At 36.7% G+C, this 17,088-nt stretch carries 15 protein-coding genes; 11 read left to right on the forward strand and 4 right to left on the reverse strand.

Annotated elements, in window-relative coordinates; genetic code table 11:
• Positions 1-287 precede the first annotated feature (287 nt).
• Positions 288-1,109, reverse strand: a complete 822-nt coding sequence (locus tag H4J66_RS00745; protein ID WP_182169288.1) for an AraC family transcriptional regulator — start codon at positions 1,107-1,109, stop codon at positions 288-290.
• A gap of 162 nt (positions 1,110-1,271) precedes the next feature.
• Between H4J66_RS00745 and H4J66_RS00750 the strand changes: the two genes are divergently transcribed.
• From H4J66_RS00750 to H4J66_RS00785, 8 genes are all read left to right on the forward strand, one after another.
• Positions 1,272-1,757, forward strand: coding sequence for a YHS domain-containing (seleno)protein (locus tag H4J66_RS00750; protein ID WP_070375769.1), 486 nt, complete (start codon positions 1,272-1,274; stop codon positions 1,755-1,757).
• Between the two features lie 24 nt (positions 1,758-1,781).
• A complete protein-coding gene (locus H4J66_RS00755) occupies positions 1,782-2,099 on the forward strand; it encodes a co-chaperone YbbN (protein ID WP_182169289.1) in 318 nt (105 codons plus the stop codon).
• Between the two features lie 30 nt (positions 2,100-2,129).
• Positions 2,130-2,414: a DUF2282 domain-containing protein gene (locus tag H4J66_RS00760; RefSeq protein WP_070375771.1), complete on the forward strand. Its 285-nt coding sequence runs from the start codon at positions 2,130-2,132 to the stop codon at positions 2,412-2,414.
• A 3-nt stretch (positions 2,415-2,417) separates the two neighbouring features.
• Positions 2,418-3,296 carry a DUF692 family multinuclear iron-containing protein gene (locus tag H4J66_RS00765; protein ID WP_259368617.1) on the forward strand — a complete coding sequence of 293 codons (879 nt, stop codon included), beginning with the start codon at positions 2,418-2,420 and terminating at the stop codon, positions 3,294-3,296.
• Positions 3,293-4,120, forward strand: coding sequence for a DNA-binding domain-containing protein (locus H4J66_RS00770; RefSeq protein ID WP_182169291.1), 828 nt, complete (start codon positions 3,293-3,295; stop codon positions 4,118-4,120). The genes H4J66_RS00765 and H4J66_RS00770 overlap by 4 nt, the downstream gene beginning before the upstream one ends.
• A 2-nt stretch (positions 4,121-4,122) precedes the next feature.
• Complete coding sequence (locus tag H4J66_RS00775) at positions 4,123-4,605, forward strand: DoxX family protein (RefSeq protein WP_070375773.1); 483 nt, start codon at positions 4,123-4,125, stop codon at positions 4,603-4,605.
• Between the two features lie 54 nt (positions 4,606-4,659).
• Positions 4,660-4,860, forward strand: a complete 201-nt coding sequence (locus H4J66_RS00780; protein ID WP_182169293.1) for a DsbA family protein — start codon at positions 4,660-4,662, stop codon at positions 4,858-4,860.
• Positions 4,861-5,040: 180 nt separating this feature from the next.
• On the forward strand, positions 5,041-5,385 hold the full coding sequence (locus H4J66_RS00785; protein WP_259368616.1) for an OsmC family protein: 345 nt from the start codon (positions 5,041-5,043) through the stop codon (positions 5,383-5,385).
• A 95-nt stretch (positions 5,386-5,480) separates the two neighbouring features.
• Here the strand turns inward: H4J66_RS00785 and H4J66_RS00790 are convergent, their stop codons facing one another.
• The gene (locus H4J66_RS00790; protein WP_182169295.1) at positions 5,481-6,458 is read right to left on the reverse strand and encodes a C1 family peptidase; all 978 of its coding nucleotides are present in this window, start codon (positions 6,456-6,458) and stop codon (positions 5,481-5,483) included.
• A gap of 173 nt (positions 6,459-6,631) precedes the next feature.
• Here H4J66_RS00790 and H4J66_RS00795 point away from each other — a divergent pair, with 173 nt between their 5' ends.
• On the forward strand, positions 6,632-8,587 hold the full coding sequence (locus H4J66_RS00795) for a RiPP maturation radical SAM C-methyltransferase (RefSeq protein WP_259368615.1): 1,956 nt from the start codon (positions 6,632-6,634) through the stop codon (positions 8,585-8,587).
• Positions 8,588-8,633: 46 nt separating this feature from the next.
• On the opposite strand, the gene H4J66_RS00800 is transcribed toward H4J66_RS00795, so the two are convergent.
• Together H4J66_RS00800 and H4J66_RS00805 are read right to left on the reverse strand one after the other, a co-directional pair.
• Positions 8,634-9,323, reverse strand: a complete 690-nt coding sequence (locus tag H4J66_RS00800) for an iron-containing redox enzyme family protein (protein ID WP_182169299.1) — start codon at positions 9,321-9,323, stop codon at positions 8,634-8,636.
• A complete protein-coding gene (locus H4J66_RS00805) occupies positions 9,323-9,505 on the reverse strand; it encodes a hypothetical protein (RefSeq protein ID WP_182169301.1) in 183 nt (60 codons plus the stop codon). The genes H4J66_RS00800 and H4J66_RS00805 overlap by 1 nt, the downstream gene beginning before the upstream one ends.
• 193 nt (positions 9,506-9,698) lie before the next feature.
• On the opposite strand from H4J66_RS00805, the gene H4J66_RS00810 reads away from it, so the two are divergent.
• Positions 9,699-15,800, forward strand: a complete 6,102-nt coding sequence (locus tag H4J66_RS00810) for a response regulator (RefSeq protein ID WP_182169303.1) — start codon at positions 9,699-9,701, stop codon at positions 15,798-15,800.
• Between the two features lie 83 nt (positions 15,801-15,883).
• Positions 15,884-16,795, forward strand: a complete 912-nt coding sequence (locus tag H4J66_RS00815) for a diguanylate cyclase domain-containing protein (protein WP_182169305.1) — start codon at positions 15,884-15,886, stop codon at positions 16,793-16,795.
• The last annotated feature ends 293 nt before the right edge of the window (positions 16,796-17,088 follow it).

The following is a 17,088-nucleotide window of genomic DNA, read 5'->3' on the forward strand; positions in this document are numbered from 1 at the left end:
CAATAGATCATATTGAAGCTAAATGTTTAAGCAAATAAAAATTGTAATGTTTTTTAGTTTACGGTTTGGCGGTTAAATAAAAACAACATCAGTATTGCATAAATTATTATTTATAATCTATTTTTCAATAGCTGGTTTTATTATTAAAGATAACTTCATTAGTAGCGCTAAAGTATTTTGTTATTAAAACACAATAAACTTCACTTACACTCCATCATCTTTCTCTCGTTAATAGCAGCAAATTTTGGTTGCCCAAAAAATAAGTCCTGTCACATAGTCAAATTAAGTTAGCGTGTTTGTTCAAGCCACTGCTTTGGGGATATTCCCAGTTTTTTTCTAAATACCCGTGCTAATGCCGAGCCATTTTCATAACCAACGGCATTAGCCACTAATGCCACAGATTTATCTTGTTTTAGTAAGCCTTTAGCCACAACAATACGCCAATTAATTAAATAATCTCCTGGACTTTGACCAACAGTACATTTAAAAATATCTGCAAATTTTGAACGGGACATCATTGCAAGCTCAGACATTTCTTCTAAGCTCCACTGTTGCTGTGGCGTATTATGAATAGCTAATAATACCCTCGAGACTTGAGGGTGGGCCAATCCTGCGAGTAATCCATGCTGCATAATATTATTATCGAGTACATGGCGAAGTACATGAATAAGAAAGGTATTGGTTAACGAATTAATCATAGGAAGTCGTCCACATCGTTCGTGAAATGCTTCTTCGAATAACCAATCTGCAGTTTTTTTCAGTTTTTCGTCTTCGCCAAGTGTAAAGAGCATTCTCGCAGGCAGAGCATTAGCTATGGGGTTAGAGGAGCCTTCGTTATAGATGATGTTAGCGCAAACTAATTCAGGGGGATTGTGCTCACTACCAATAATACGATGAGCATGAGGTGTTGGGAAAAATAACACGGTCGGTTCATTAATTAATTGAGGTTTACCTCGCTCATCAATCAGCGTTAACTCTCCACTGCGAAGTAAGTGCAGGTGTCCCTGATTTTGCTCGCGATTAAAATGACTAATACCACATAAATTTCCGGCAAAGAAAACCTCAGTATTCATCGAAAAGCGTTGCAAGATGACTGAAAGTTGATCCATTTTATCTCTCTTTATGCCTATTCTGGACGATTGGGTTCAAAGTTAGGACTATCTCATTCCTTTTAGGCAATTGAAAGGCCTATATTATCAATCAAGGAAACATCCTTATTAATAAACAAACCTTGAACATGACACAGTAAAATTAAATACTGGAGCAACAAAATGAAAATTTCAACATTGATAAAATCTACTTTCGCAACTTCTGCATTATTAGTTAGCAGTTTAAGTTTTGCGGCGAATATTGAAGTAAATGCCAATGGTAATGATTTAGCGATTAAAGGCTATGATACCGTATCTTATTTTACTAAAGGCTCACCAACGAAAGGCTCAGATCAATTCACAGCAGCTTACAACGGCGCTATTTATCAGTTTTCTACGGCAGATAACCGTGATCTTTTTAAATCTGAGCCCAGTAAATATGCACCACAGTACGGTGGTTTCTGTGCCTTTGGCGTTACGATGAATAAAAAGTTTGATACAGATCCTATGGCCTGGCATATCCGTGGTGACAAATTATATTTAAACCTCAATAAAGACGTACAAAAAAAATGGGTAACAGATATTCCGGGTTACATTGAAACAGCTCAGACTAATTGGACCGATATTAAAGGGTTAACAGAAGCGCAAATTGAAAAGATTTACGACTAATACTCACCCATTAGGTAAGGATTGATGATTAAAAAACTAGCATTAGGTGACTCAATTGATGATCTATTATCTCAGCATCAATATTCACTGTTATATTTTACTGCTTCATGGTGCGGGCCATGTAAAACAATGGATCCCATCGTTGAAGAAGCCTCTGACCTGATGAAGAATAGATTTAACACGATTAAAATTGATGTCGATAGTATGGCAAGTGTAGCTGCTGATTATGGTATACGTAGTGTACCAACGCTGATGTTGGTGAAAAATAGTGTCATTATTGAACAACGTGTAGGTGGGTTACCACCACAAGAATTAATACAATGGTTAGAGCAACAAACCTAGTTGCTCATTTAAACAATAATAGGATAAATCATGAATAATAAATTATTAGTAAGTGCAGCACTAGCTGCAGTAATTTCGACAGGTATTGTTGCACCAGCAGAAGCAGCAGATAAGAAAGAAAAATGTTATGGCGTAGCAAAAGCGGCACAAAACGATTGTGCAAATTTAGCAGGTACCCATTCATGTGCCGGTCAGTCAAAAGTAGATAATGATAAAGGTGAATGGAAGCTAGTAACAAAAGGCACTTGCTCAACACTTGGCGGACTCTCAAAAGCAGATGCTAAAAAGCTTTATAAAGCAACGAAAGGCGCTTAAATAATGAGTATGTCGGTATTAAACAGTAATGTAATGATAGGCGTTGGTCTAAGGCACCCTCATTTTACCGACATATTAACTCAGCCCAAACAGGTTGATTTTATTGAAGTACATTCGGAGAACTTTTTTGGCCAAGGCGGAGCTGCGTTATCTGTACTTAAACAAGTTAGAGAAAAATACCCAGTCAGTTTGCATTCAACGTCAATGGGGCTTGGCTCTGTACAGAATATTCCGCAGCATTACTTGGATCGTTTGAAAATATTAGCGGAAAATATTGACCCATTTCTTATGTCTGAACATGCCTGTTTTACTTGGGGACAGCAACAAGGGCAAGTTATTCACAGTGGTGATCTGTTACCGATTGCACATACTCAGCAGACGTTAGCCACGATGTGTGAACAAGTTGAAAAAGTACAAGATTTTTTAGGGCGGGAACTTATTATTGAAAATGTTTCTGCTTATATAAAGTTTGATGAAAGCCATCTTTCAGAGGCTGAATTTTTAGCGCAGCTCTATCAACGTACGGGGGCAAAAATATTGTTAGATATTAATAACATTGCCGTTAATAGTGTGAACTTTGATAACAGCGATATTCAGCAATCTATCACTGATTATATTAATGAATTACCCGTGGCGAGTGTGGCACAAATTCACTTAGCCGGTTGTAGCATACCTTTGGTGGGAGAGTTGACCATTGATGATCATGCTTGCCCTGTTTCTGATGAAGTTTGGTTAGGCTATAAAAAAGCGCTAACCCGTTTTGGGGCACTGCCGACACTTATTGAATGGGATAGCGACTTGCCCGAGTGGTCAGTACTGGTTGCTGAAGCTAAAAAAGCGCGTGATATTGCCGATGCGGTATTAGTGAGAAAGAGCACATGAGTGAACAATCTGAAACTGAACTATGCATTAATGAACCAGGTAAAAATGAGCTCAATAAAAGTCTTCAGCAAATATTGCTAGACGTTATTTGGCATGAAGGTTCAACCGTTTTAGAACAATGTGGTTTTGATGCTAAAGGTATTAACATTTATCGACGAAATTTACTGGCTAACGCTCAACGAGCATTAACGATTAGTTTTCCAACAGTATTTGAATTGTTAGATAGTGATATTGGCGAAGACCTAGTTTATCAATTTTTAAGGAAATCGCCACCAGACCAAGGCGACTGGGCTCTATGGGGAGAAAATTTTTCTCACTTTTTAGAAACAACAAAAATAGCTATGATTTATCCTTATATTTCTGATTGTTCCACTCTAGATTGGCACATTCATTGTGCATTAAATGGTCGTGATCAGACCTTGGTACAAACGTCATTGCAAGTGCTTGGTGAAAGTGAACCTAAGCATATTTTTATTGAATTTAATCAGAATGTGCGCGTGTTGAAAACAGCATTTCCATTAGAAGATATTTTTTATGCACACCATCATGAAGATGAACAGCAACGAAAAATGGCAATGAATAATGCAAAGCAAGCACTATCAGTAAAGCCTTTAGAACAATTTGTGATGGTTTACCGTCCCGAATATCAGCCCAAAGTAACAACATTAACTATAAATGAAGGTCGTTTTATCAATGACTTACTGGCTGGTAAATCATTAGAACAAGCCCTTAATGCGGTTAATCATGACAACGAATTTTCATTTGAACAATGGCTTATTAGTGCTATTGAATGTAACTTAATTTATTATTTTAAAGAGAAATAACCATGGATACTTTACAAAATCTATTTTTACAAACCAGCCTTTTTTATCGTAATGTTGCCAGTAAAATTAGTATGTTAGAACCCGTCGCATTGTTAGCTGCGCGTTTTTATGTTGCTTGGGCCTTTTTCGCCTCGGGATTAACAAAGCTCAGAGATTGGGAGAGTACACTGATGTTATTTGAATATGAATATCAAGTACCTGTATTACCGTTTGAATTAGCCGCTTATTTAGGTACCGGTGCAGAAATTATTTTACCTTTGTTATTAATGGCTGGATTAGCGAGTCGATTTTCTGCTTTAGGTTTGTTTTTTGTTAATATTGTTGCTGTGATAAGTTTAGAAGATATTGCGCCAGTTGCTTATGCTGAACATGTATTATGGGGAGTATTACTCGCATTGGTTGTTATCTTTAATGGTGGGCGTTTTGCGTTAGACCGACTCGTTGAAAAACAGTTATTCAATGGCAAAGTTTCAACAGTCTCATAGGTAATTTATTTAACTATAATCATCAATGATAAGTCATACAGGGAAATATTTGTAATGACGATACCTATTTCTCATTGCCCGAGCGGCTTCCTTCTCGGTGATGCAGCGGCACTCATTACTCTTGATGCTTTTATTGATATTCAATGCCCACATTCTCGCACTACCTGGCCAACGTTACTGGCAGTGTCTGAACATTATAAAGATAAGCCTGTTAGTCTTAGAGTGCATTTAATCACCCTGAATAATCACCGATAGGCTTGGGATATGAGTTTAGGGCTATTTGCATTAGCACAGGGTGGCGCAAGTAAGCTTATGATTTAAAAGAATTAATATTTGAGCGACAAGTACAATTTTATAATGATAAGTTTTTACATAAGTCTCACTATGATTTAATTTAATTTAATTAAATTGATTGATCACTGGTATGCAGATGAATTGACTCAGTCAGGTGGGAAGAATTCAGGTCCAGATCCCTATGAATATTTACTTGCTGCTTTAGGCACTTGCACGGCAATGTCCATTCGTATGTACGCCGACCATAAAAAAATATCGCTTCAGCACGATGAAGTTTCTTTATCCCACGAGCGTCATTATTTAAATGATGTAGACAAAGCGTCAGAGCATGATCAAAAGATAGAATCATTACTCCACAAAGTTCAGTTGTTTGGGCTGTTAAGTGATAATGAAAAAAAACAATTAATTGAAATAGCTGACCGTTGTCCTGTACATCGAACATTGCACAATAATCCGCAAATATTAACGGTATTGATTGATGGTTAGGCCAACGTATCTAAGTTTATATAGCTAAGTTTCTCTACCTGAGATTAATGCCATTAAATGGTCACCCCTGTGTCTCATAACCTGTTACTCAGTAATTAGTCATGAGTCAAACACCAAAAGCTAAAGGTGTTATCTTGTGACTCTTCAGCCTGACTTATTTGATTGGTGTTATATTTACCAATAAAAAAATCATAAGGTATATAGCAATAGCCTTGGTCACCAAATTCTTTACCCCATGAATTTATTACAATAAAGTGCTGTGCCGCATCATTATATCCAACGGCTAGTAAGGCATGACCACCGAGCATAACTTCATTTTGGGCTGGCATAGTAAAAATACCACTCGCCGGTGTTAAGTAAAAACTTCTCGGCACCATCATGCTAAAAATAACGGGAAAGCCTTTCGACAAAGATAATTTTAGGTCGAGTAAACCGTTATCTAGGGTTAATTTGCAATAACGGGTGATGATATGTTTTTTTGCTTGTGTGAGTGCCTGCACAGAGGGGCTTTGTGAAATAGCAGCATGTAACTCGGTTTCATTGTCTTTTAGTGCTTTTGCTATCGCTGCTGCAATTTCTGCAACGCTGCCTGTTCTAATAATATCTTTAATGCTTTTGGGTAATGTTGTTTCAGGATAAGACCAAGAGATTTCTGAACAAATACCGTTTTTAAACAGTAATTTAATTCCGTTACGAATAAAAACGGGGGCATTTAAATCAACTTTATCTTCTATTACCCGTTCATTGTAGTAAATGAACATTTGTGAAGCATCGATATTACTGATGTTCTCGTTAATAAAAGGCTGATTATCTTTGACTAAATAAAGTTCAGCCGCTACGGCAATAGCACAGGCTGAGCATGAATTAAGTAAGCCTTGGTTAATTATTTCTGAGGTAAGACTTTTGCGTAAATCTACCCTAGGGAGAATATCTTCAGCCATTTGCTCTTTTAATCTAACTGGGCAAGTTATATGGTTGTACTGGGGCGATTTGTCACCGTGATGCAGACAAAATTGGTGATCACGATGATCATTGATATCAGGTTGTATGGTTCTTTTATGCAAGGCTTCCATGTCTTTTTCAATTTTATAAACAATAACAATGACTAAAGATACAATATTTGCTTTGTTAGGTCGATAAGAGTGTATGAACTTTGTCCTTTATACCAAAGAGATTAAAGGAAGCGAAAAATAATTTTAGTTGTTAATATATCGATCAATTAAATTTAATCAGACCTGTCTCTTTCATGCTTTCAACTATCTACTTGATCAATATGCCGTATTCTTCAATTACTCGGCCTTCTCTAGCACTGGGGCTCATTGAAAATTATATTAATAAATATGGTCACCAAGTAGAAACAATATATGGCAATGTTGAATTCTCGACAAAAATTGGCCTTGAACTTTATGATCAAATAGACAACTCTTTTTTTGAACATCTCATTGGCGAATGGACATTTTCTCGTGGTGCTTTTCCAGAAAAAAAACCTGATGACGACGGTTTCTTTGGGCTATTTACTGATTTGACCGACACCATAAAACAGCAACTTTTATCCACTAGGAATAAAGCTGAACAATATATTGCTGAGTTAGCTGATCGCATCCTAGCAAACTCACCCAAAGTCGTTGCCTGTACTTCTACCTTTCAACAAAATTGTGCCTCTTTGGCGTTACTACGCATGATCAAAGAAAAAAATAGCAATGTAGTAACAATGATGGGAGGAGCGAACTGTGAAAGTATTATGGGTCAAACCATTAGTGAGTCTTTTCCGTGGGTTGATTACGTTTTTTCAGGTGAATGTGACGATGTTATCGGTAAGTTCATTGATAAGCTGATGCGTAATGAATTTATTGGCACGCATAACTTACCATATGGTTTTATTTGCCAACAAAATAATGACTTACTACTCTCACAAAGCAAGGTGTCTACTAAGCCACCACGTGGCTATATTGAAGATATGGCTCAGGTGGCTACCCCCATTTACGACAGCTATTTTAGTACGTTAAATAATTTAGGTTTAACGGCAAGTATTCATCCGGGTTTGTTAGCTGAAACCTCGAGAGGATGCTGGTGGGGAGCCAAAAAGCATTGCACTTTTTGTGGCTTAAACGGTGTTAGCATGACGCATCGTTCAAAGTCTTCGTCAGCAGTATTAGCTGAATTTGAGGAGCTTCATCAAAAATACAACATTAATAAATTAGAAATTGTCGATAATATTTTACCGATGGAATACATGAAAACAGTGCTACCTGCATTAAGTAAGGAGCAAAAATATAATATCTTTTATGAAACAAAGTCTAACCTGAAAAAAGAGCATGTCGCTCAACTTGCAGATGCTGGGGTTAAATGGATACAACCTGGCTTTGAAAGTTTGCACGACGATTTTTTAAAGCTCGTTGCTAAAGGTGCTACCGGTATTCAAAATGTTTCTGCACTTAAATGGAGCTTAAATTTTGGTGTGAGAGTTTCATGGAATTTGTTATGCGGAGCGCCAAACGAAAAAGACCATTGGTATGATGAAATGGCAGAAATACTGCCGCTTATTATGCACTTACAACCACCTTATCATGAGCTGATTAAAATACGCTATCCGCGCTTTAGCCCTTACTTTAAAGCCCCTGAAAAGTACGGTTTAACGCTTGAACCATTACAAAGTTATCAGTATATTTATCCTTTAACAGAAAATGAACTTGCTAATATCGCCTATTTTTTTGATGAAAAATCAACAAAAGATAAAGCTATTTTTAGTTTAACGGTTGGTAATGTTCACAATATAGCGGGCCATAAGTTACTACAAGAGCAAGTTACGCTATGGTCACAGCAATGGAGTGGTAGCTCAGTACCTTTACTTTATATGAGCGACCAAGGCGAAAACATTGTTGTTATTGACACCCGTAAAGTGGCCACTAACGTTACCCATCAATTATCAGGTTTAACAGCATGTATTTACAGATTATGTGAAGAGCCAGTATCAAAAAGTCGCTTAATCAGTAAGTTAGCCGCGTTAGCACTCCCTAATGATGACATCAACGTGAATAAAGCATTAGCAATACTGATAAAAAACAAATTGTTGCTCTCATTGAGTCACTGTTATTTAGCACTTGCATTAAAAGGGCAAACGCCGAAGTTACCCGATGTAAAAGATTATCCTTCAGGGTATTTGAATTTAGACAAAGCAGTAAAGGCGGTTGTCATCGGGTGAGTGGATATCAAAAGAATAATAACGAATCGTGATATTAAGTACTCGTTTATTGTTGAACAGGTGCTACCCGACAAACATCTTCCATCACTAAAGCGACATAGCGATAAGTCTGAAAAGCACTGAGTTCCATCAATTTATATTGCTCTTGCGTTAATGGTAAAGCGTTTATTGTGTCTATAATGTCTTGCTTATGATGTAGATCAACTTTGGCATGATGCATTAAACTATTAAAGCCTGCTGCCGGTAGGCCTGAAGTTTCAATTAATGTTTCAACATATTCAACGGTAGGGTGGTTCACCTCTAAACAGGCCAAGTATCCCATAAAGGCAATCGGGTCAGCATGGCGGATCCAGTAATATTGTGAACCAATTAAGGCGGCTAAATTGGTTGAAGGTATTTTATTGATAACAGACTCTCTGGGTACCCCAAGTACTTCTAGATCTTCTAAGCACCACTCGTCATGATTAAGCTCTTCAGGAATATGTTTTTCCATGTAAGCAATAAGGGGTTTTGATATAGGGTCTTTAGGACGTAATTCAGCGCAACGAATAACTTCTTTCATCAATTCTGTAGATGTCGTTGATATTTTATAATTTACGATGGCTTGTTCTATGCAAACATCAGGGTAACAAGCAAGTTGAGTAAAGGTACTATTTACAGCACCTGCTCGTATTTTCATTAACAAAAGGTTTGTATTTAAACGTTGGTAATGCATTAACGTATTCTTTTTTTCCATTAAACAATAACGCCAACAGGCTTATCATTGCCTTTGTTCGCACTTTTATGAATAGATTCTAATTGCGCAACTTCTTCTTTTGATAAACTATCGATCGCTTTTAGGTGTTCATCACTTAGCTCTGCTTTGTTGACAACTCCAGCGTCATGAAGTTGATCTACGTTACTTTTATTATTAGACATATTTTTATCCTTAAATTAGAGGTATTATTTACCTTACTTTATACCAGTACATTGAAATAAAGTTGCGATAGCATAGTAATTAATTGAATTTCTTGTCAAGTGATAATTTTAATTATAACTTGTTGATGTCACACTTTATATTTAAGCTACATACCAGCTTACTTGAATCATTATTTATAAAAAGAAGAAACAAATGCGCGGCTTAATTCAATTATTTTCCCTCATCATATTATGTGCTACGTCGCTACACAGCTATGCAGAAAACTCGCAGTATAGTTTTGATCACTTCTCTCGTGACCAAGGGTTATCACAAGCATCAGTACAAGCTCTATATCACGATAAACAAGGTTTTATTTGGGCTGGAACTACTGATGGTCTTAATCGCTTTGACGGTTATCAATTTACAGTGTACCGCAGCAATAGCGATAAATTTGATAGTTTATCTAATAATAATGTGTTGTCGATTACCCAAGACAGCAATGAAAATTTATGGTTTGGAACAGTAAGCGGCTTAAATAGGTTTAATAAAAGTACGGAGTCATTTACTACATTTCTACATGACAACAAGCAAAATAATAGTTTGAGTAACAATATGGTTCAAACATTGACTGCTGATAAGTTTGGTAGCGTATGGGTTGGCACCAAAAATGGATTAAATAAATTTAATGGGGAAAGCTTTACTCTATTCTCCCACCAGAGTGAAGAAAATAATGCCTTACGTAACAATATTCTAGCTATTCTAGAAGATAGCAACAATGATTTATGGCTGGGTACGCAAGGTGGACTTAGTTTTTTTGATGTGAAAGCTAAGACGCTGAACGCTGTGAAAGTAGATCTTAAAGAGCAAAGTATCACCAGCCTTTTAGAATATGACGATAATACATTATGGTTGGGCACTGAAAATGGTTTGTATTTATACCACAAGAAAAACGGTTTGCTTAGTGAGCACAAAACATTAATTAATCAACTTGCTAGTAGCTATATTACCTCATTTTTACTACGGAATAATAATGACTTATGGATAACGACTAGGAATAAGGGGATTTATCGTTATAACCTCATCAGCAAAAGTATTGAGCATCTGCAATCAGACAAGAAAAAACCTGATAGCCTAATCGACAATGATATCAGGGCCATTATTAATGATAATGCCAATAACTTATGGATAGGTACATATATCAATGGTATTGATAAATATGACGTATCTAGAGAACAATTTAACCATAAAGTACAAGATGTAACAAAAAAAAATCACTTACAAGGCGGTGCTTTTTTTCATTTTTTGGAACACTCTACCGATAAATTATTAATTTCAACGTATCAATCAGGGTTAAATGAATATGACAAAACGACTGGCCAATATCATCAATATTTACACGATCCGGCCAATAATAATAGCATAGGAGCGAATACGGTTACTTGGTTAATCAATGACGAAAAACAAGGTGTTTGGCTGGGTACTGTTGGTGGTGGTTTAAATCTTTTTGATGTTGAAACAAAAGTTTTTACCCGCTTTATGCATAACCCTGATGATCCAAACAGTATTAGTCATAATAATATATTATTTATTTTTGAAGAGGATGAGCATACTTTATGGATAGGTACTTGGGGCGGTGGTCTCAATAAATTTGATACGCGCACTAAAAAGTTTACTCGCTTTATGCACGATCCTAACAATATAAATTCTTTGTCAGGTAATAATATATGGGCGATACATAAAGACGATAAAGGCTTTCTTTGGCTCGGCACCATGTTTAGTGGCCTGAATAAGTTTGACCCTAAAACGAAGACTTTTACGCACTTTCAGCATGACCCAAAAAATGACAATACCCTTAGTAATCAATTTGTTGATGCAATCCATCAAACGAGCGACGGTATTTTATGGTTGGGGACTTCAAATGGTTTAAATAAATTTGACCCATTAACAGAAAAGTTCATCCATTATAAAGAAAAAGATGGTCTTGCCAGTACTACTATTTATGGCATCTTAGAAGATGAACAAGGTCACTTATGGTTGAGTACAACCAATGGCTTGTCACGCTTTAATCCAGAAACAGAAACCTTTAAAAACTATGATGTTACTGATGGACTTCAATCAAAGGAGTTTGCCACGCTTTCATATTACAAAAGTAAATCGGGTGAGTTTTTCTTTGGTGGCGTCAATGGTTATAACCATTTTTATCCACAAGATATTAAAGACGACACCAGGTTACCAAATATCGTCCTAACCAATTTTTTGGTACATAATGAAACGGTTAAAGTAGGCTCATATGAAGAAAGTAGTAATAAAACTGAACAGCCATTTATGCTTGATGCTGTCATCAATGAATTAACACAACTAACGTTAACTCACCTTGAAAAACTGATCACTTTTGAATTTTCAGCTCTCCACTTTTCTGAGCCGATGAGTAATAAATATGCTTACACACTTGATGGTTTTGATGAGAAATGGGTTTATACCGATGCAAAAAACCGCCGTGCTACTTACACCAATGTACCGGCAGGCGATTATGTCTTTCGAGTAAAAGCCAGTAACGGCGACGGTTATTGGAACGAACAAGGAAAGTCGTTAAACGTTACCGTATTACCTGCACCCTGGCTATCTTGGTGGGCGTTCAGCCTTTATTTTATTATCGGTGTTGGCTTATTAGTCGCTTTTATTTATCGTTTGAATTATCAACGCTTAAAAGAACAGGCTATTAATATTCGCTTAACGCGTGTTGATAAATTAAAAGATGAATTTCTAGCGAATACTTCTCATGAGTTGCGCACTCCTTTAAACGGTATTATTGGCTTAGCAGAGTCATTAATTGACGGTGTTGCTGGGCAGTTGCCAGAAAAAGCGAATCATGACTTGTCTATGGTGGTGGCGAGTGGTCGACGGTTATCAAACTTAGTGAATGATATCTTAGATTTTTCGAAATTAAAAAATCATGGCTTACAAATATACACCTCTGCAATTGATATTAACAGTATGGTTGATGTGGTCTTTACTTTATCTCGAGCTACATTGAAAACAAAAGACATTGAACTAATTAATAATATTGCTAAAGATTTCCCTGCGGTCAAAGCTGATGAGGACCGTTTGCAGCAAATTCTTTTTAATTTAGTCGGCAATGCCATTAAGTTTACCCCATCAGGTACCGTGACTATTTCTGCGCAATTAGTGGGCAATAGCCATACTGATGAACAGCAATTTGTTTGTATTGATATTAGTGATACTGGGATTGGTATTGCAGCAGAAAATTTGGCGACTATTTTTAAATCATTTGAACAAGTTACTGGTAACGAGACACGTTCTGCAAGTGGCACAGGTTTAGGCTTAGCGGTTTCTAAACAGCTTGTTGAGTTACATGGCGGTACTATAACGGTAATCTCGACACAGAATAAAGGCAGCATATTTAGTTTCACGCTTCCGATTTACGATATAAGTGATAGTGAATTAAGTGAACTTATCGCCGTGGGGGATGTAAACCATGAGCAAACTAAGCAACAGTTATCACGATTACAGGCCATAGATGACACTATTGACTACTTTCCTGTTGATATTTTATCACCAAAAGATAATACGACCAATAAGGAGAATAATGATTTTCGAGTATTAATCGTTGATGATGATCCGATTAACCGTCAAGTGTTAAATAACTATTTATTGTCACTGGATTATCAGCTTTTTCAAGCCCACGGTGGTGAACAAGCTTTAGCGCTTATTGAACAAGCGAGTGAAGGCTTGTTGGCGGGGGAACGTCCGTTTGATTTAATTTTACTTGATATTATGATGCCAAAAGTTTCAGGTTATGAAGTCTGTCGAAAACTTCGAGAAAAATATTCAGTGAATGAATTACCAGTGATCTTTTTAACGGCTAAAAACCAAGTCGTTGACTTAGTTGAAAGTTTTTCTGCTGGCGGTAATGATTATTTAACTAAACCCATTTCAAAACACGAACTATTATCGCGTGTTGAAACGCATTTAACCTTGCTCGATATTAACCGAAGTTTAGAAACGAAAGTTGCTGAGCGTACCGTTGAACTCGAATATGCGATGCAAGCAAAAGGTGAGTTTTTGGCAAAAATGAGTCATGAAATTCGCACACCGATGAATGCTATTATTGGTTTAGGTTATTTAACCCTGAAAACTGATTTAAATCCCCATCAAAAAGACTTAATTAGCAAAACTCAAGACGCTTCTCAAGCGCTTTTAGGACTAATTAACGATATTCTAGACTTCTCCAAAATTGAAGCCGGTAAAATGTCAGTAGAGTCGATAACAATGAATATGGGGGGCTTAATTAATAAAACCAATAATATTTGTGCGTTGCGTGCTCATGCTAAAGATTTAGAGCTTATTGTTAAAGTACATAGCGATGTGCCAAAGCATATCAAGTCTGATCCGGTGCGCTTGCAACAAATTTTAGTGAACTTAGTGAGTAATGCCATTAAGTTTACCGAACAAGGACATATCCTTATTGAAGTCGCTCTGGCTAAACAGTCATTAATGGCTGATGACCGTAATCAGCTAACGCTTGAATTTAGTGTGAGTGACACCGGTATTGGTCTCGAACAATCAACAATGAATAACCTCTTTCAGTCGTTCACCCAAGCCGACAGTTCAATTACCCGAAAATTTGGTGGCACTGGTTTAGGCTTATCTATTTGTAAAGAGTTAAGTGGTTTAATGGGGGGTGAGATTTGGGTTGAAAGTACGTTAGGAGAAGGTAGTAAATTTAGCTTTAATATTGTCTGTGAAAAAAGCGATTTACCGGGCAATGAGCTGATAAATATTAACGCTATTAAAGGGCTTAATATATTAGTGGTGGATGACAATGAGCTTTGCTTGAATGTTATCACTGAGTTGTTACAAGAGTTTCATTGTCAAATTACCGCAGTAGCTAGCGCAGAAACAGCATTAGCATTGTTAGCAACGGCAAAAAGTAATAATAAATCTTATGATGTGGTTATTACTGATTGGCGTATGCCCAAAATGGACGGTATTTCTTTTGCTAAAGCGATACAAGATGATAAAAATCAATATAACGTTCGAGCAGTGTTAATGGTGACGGCATTTGATAAAAGTGATGCCATGCCGTTAGCACATTCATCAGGTATTGATGGCTTCTTAGAGAAACCTGTTAATGCCAGCTTGCTATTAGAGGCGATAATGGACGTATTAAAAATCTCCCCAGATGAAGACTTTTACAGTATAAAAAATGCAAGTTTAATGGATTTTTCAACAACCGACATATTATTAGTTGAAGATAATGAGTTAAACCAACAGGTCGTCTTAGGGTTTTTAGAAGATACCCAAGCGAATGTTGATGTTGCAGAGAATGGCCTTGTCGCCCTAGAAAAATTAGCCAATAAAAGTTATGACTTGGTTTTGATGGACATTCAAATGCCTGAAATGGATGGGGTAACAGCTACACAAGAAATTAGAAAACAAGCCCAATTTAAAAAACTGCCTATTATTGCTATGACAGCTCACGCGATGCCAGATGAGCTCAATAAATGTTTGGCAGCCGGTATGAATGAATATTTCACTAAACCGATTGACCCTAATGCGTTATTTAGTTTAATGGCAAAATACTTAAGTGATAAAATTAATGCCGTGGTAAACAAATCTGTCGATATTAAAGAGCAAAATCTTGATGTTACTGAGTTAATCTCGGATAACTCTGAAAAAACATTAATGAATCGCATTGCACAACTGAGCTGTTTAAACAGTAAGAAAGCCTTGCTGGCGATGGGTGGCAGACAGCACATTTATCAAAAACTCGTTGTCGACTTTCATAAAAGTACCCTAAAAATCCCTCAAAAAATGGAGCAAGCTTACCAAGATAAAGATGTTGAAAGTCTATATCGAATGATTCATTCTTTGAAATCTAATGCTGCTTATATTGGTGCCTTCTGTTTAGCTGAGTTATCAGCAGAGCTGGAAGGGAAAATAAAAGAGCAACCTGAGAACTGTTTATCACTCATCAGACAACTAATAACAGAACACCAGATGATATTATCAGCCTTAGCGACCTTGACTAATAGTAATACAGATAGGTTATTAACTGATGAGCCTAAAATGTTCATTAACAAAGGGTTACTTCTCGTACTGTTAAATTCTATTGTCGACTTACTTAAAAAAGAAGATGCAGAAGTCGAAGACTTATTACCGCAGTTAATCGAATATACCCGAGGAAGTGACCTCGTTGAACTTGTTGATAATATTGTCGAATTAGTTGAAGATATCGAATACGCTAGCGCATTAAGCCTTATCGAAGCATTAAGGAATAAACTTGTCTATTAGTCGGCTCAAGGGCAAGTGAGTATGAGTGGGTCAAGTTTAGCTTGATTATTATCTGTTTTAAAAGAAAAAGTTGATAGCGGAAAATGAAAACTTTAGAGCAAATCATTTTAATTGTTGATGACGATAAAGCAAACCGTAAAATGCTAAAAGAGTTGTTGCAGGAACAAGCAAAAATTATTTTTGCGAAAAATGGTAAACAAGCCAGAGAACTTGCTATAAAACATCTTCCTGATCTTATTTTATTAGATGTGGTTATGCCTGATATTTCTGGTTTTGAGGTCATCGATTATTTGAAAAATGACCCTAAGACAATGAATATCTCGGTTATTTTTATCACAGGTTTAGCTAATGATGATGATGAAGAGCGTGGTTTTAATTTAGGCGGCTGTGATTATATATATAAGCCCTTTAAACCTAACATTGTTATTGCTCGCGTGATGATGCATTTAGAATTAATTCGTCAACGTAAAATGTTAGATGAAATTGCTCATATTGACGCCTTAACTGGGGTTAATAACCGGCGCAAGATGGATATTGTTTTAAAAGATGAAGTTGCAGCAAATAAATATGAGCATACCAATCTACTCGTGGCAATTCTCGATATCGATTACTTTAAACAATATAATGATGGTTACGGTCATGGCGCTGGCGATGTTGCTTTAAGGCAAGTCGGACAGGCGCTTCGTGAGGTCTGTGTACGACCACGAGACTTTATCGCACGCTATGGTGGTGAAGAATTTGTTATTATCTTACCTGATTGTGATGAAGCGAGCGCCGAAATTATGCTCAGTAATATTGCTCAAGCGATTAAAGATAAAAAAATTAAACATCAGTATTCTAGTGTGTCGCCACAATTAACAGTCAGTGTTGGTGCTGTGGTGGTTAAGTCATCTCAGTCTGTTGTTGTCGCTAATGTTATGCAAAAAGCGGACAGTTTACTCTATCAGGCGAAAAACAATGGCCGTAATCAATACTGTCTTACTGAACTGAACTGAACTGAACGAGCTAGGCAAACTCTTTATCAACAGCGCCAAGTGTTTGTTAACTTTTGGCGCAAGAAACAAAACACCCATGGCGTTATAATTTAATCATTGTCTTGTTGAACTGAACTGAACCAGCTAGGCAAACTGTTTATCAACAGCGACAAATGTTTGTTAACTTTTGGCGCAAGAAATAAAACACCCATGGCGTTATAATTTAATCACTGTCTTGTTGAACTGAGCTGAACGAGCTAGGCAAACTGTTTATCAACAGTGCCAAATGTTTGTTAACTTTTGGCGCAAGAAAT

This window comes from Colwellia sp. MB3u-55 (assembly GCF_014076785.1).
Taxonomy (GTDB): domain Bacteria; phylum Pseudomonadota; class Gammaproteobacteria; order Enterobacterales; family Alteromonadaceae; genus Colwellia_A.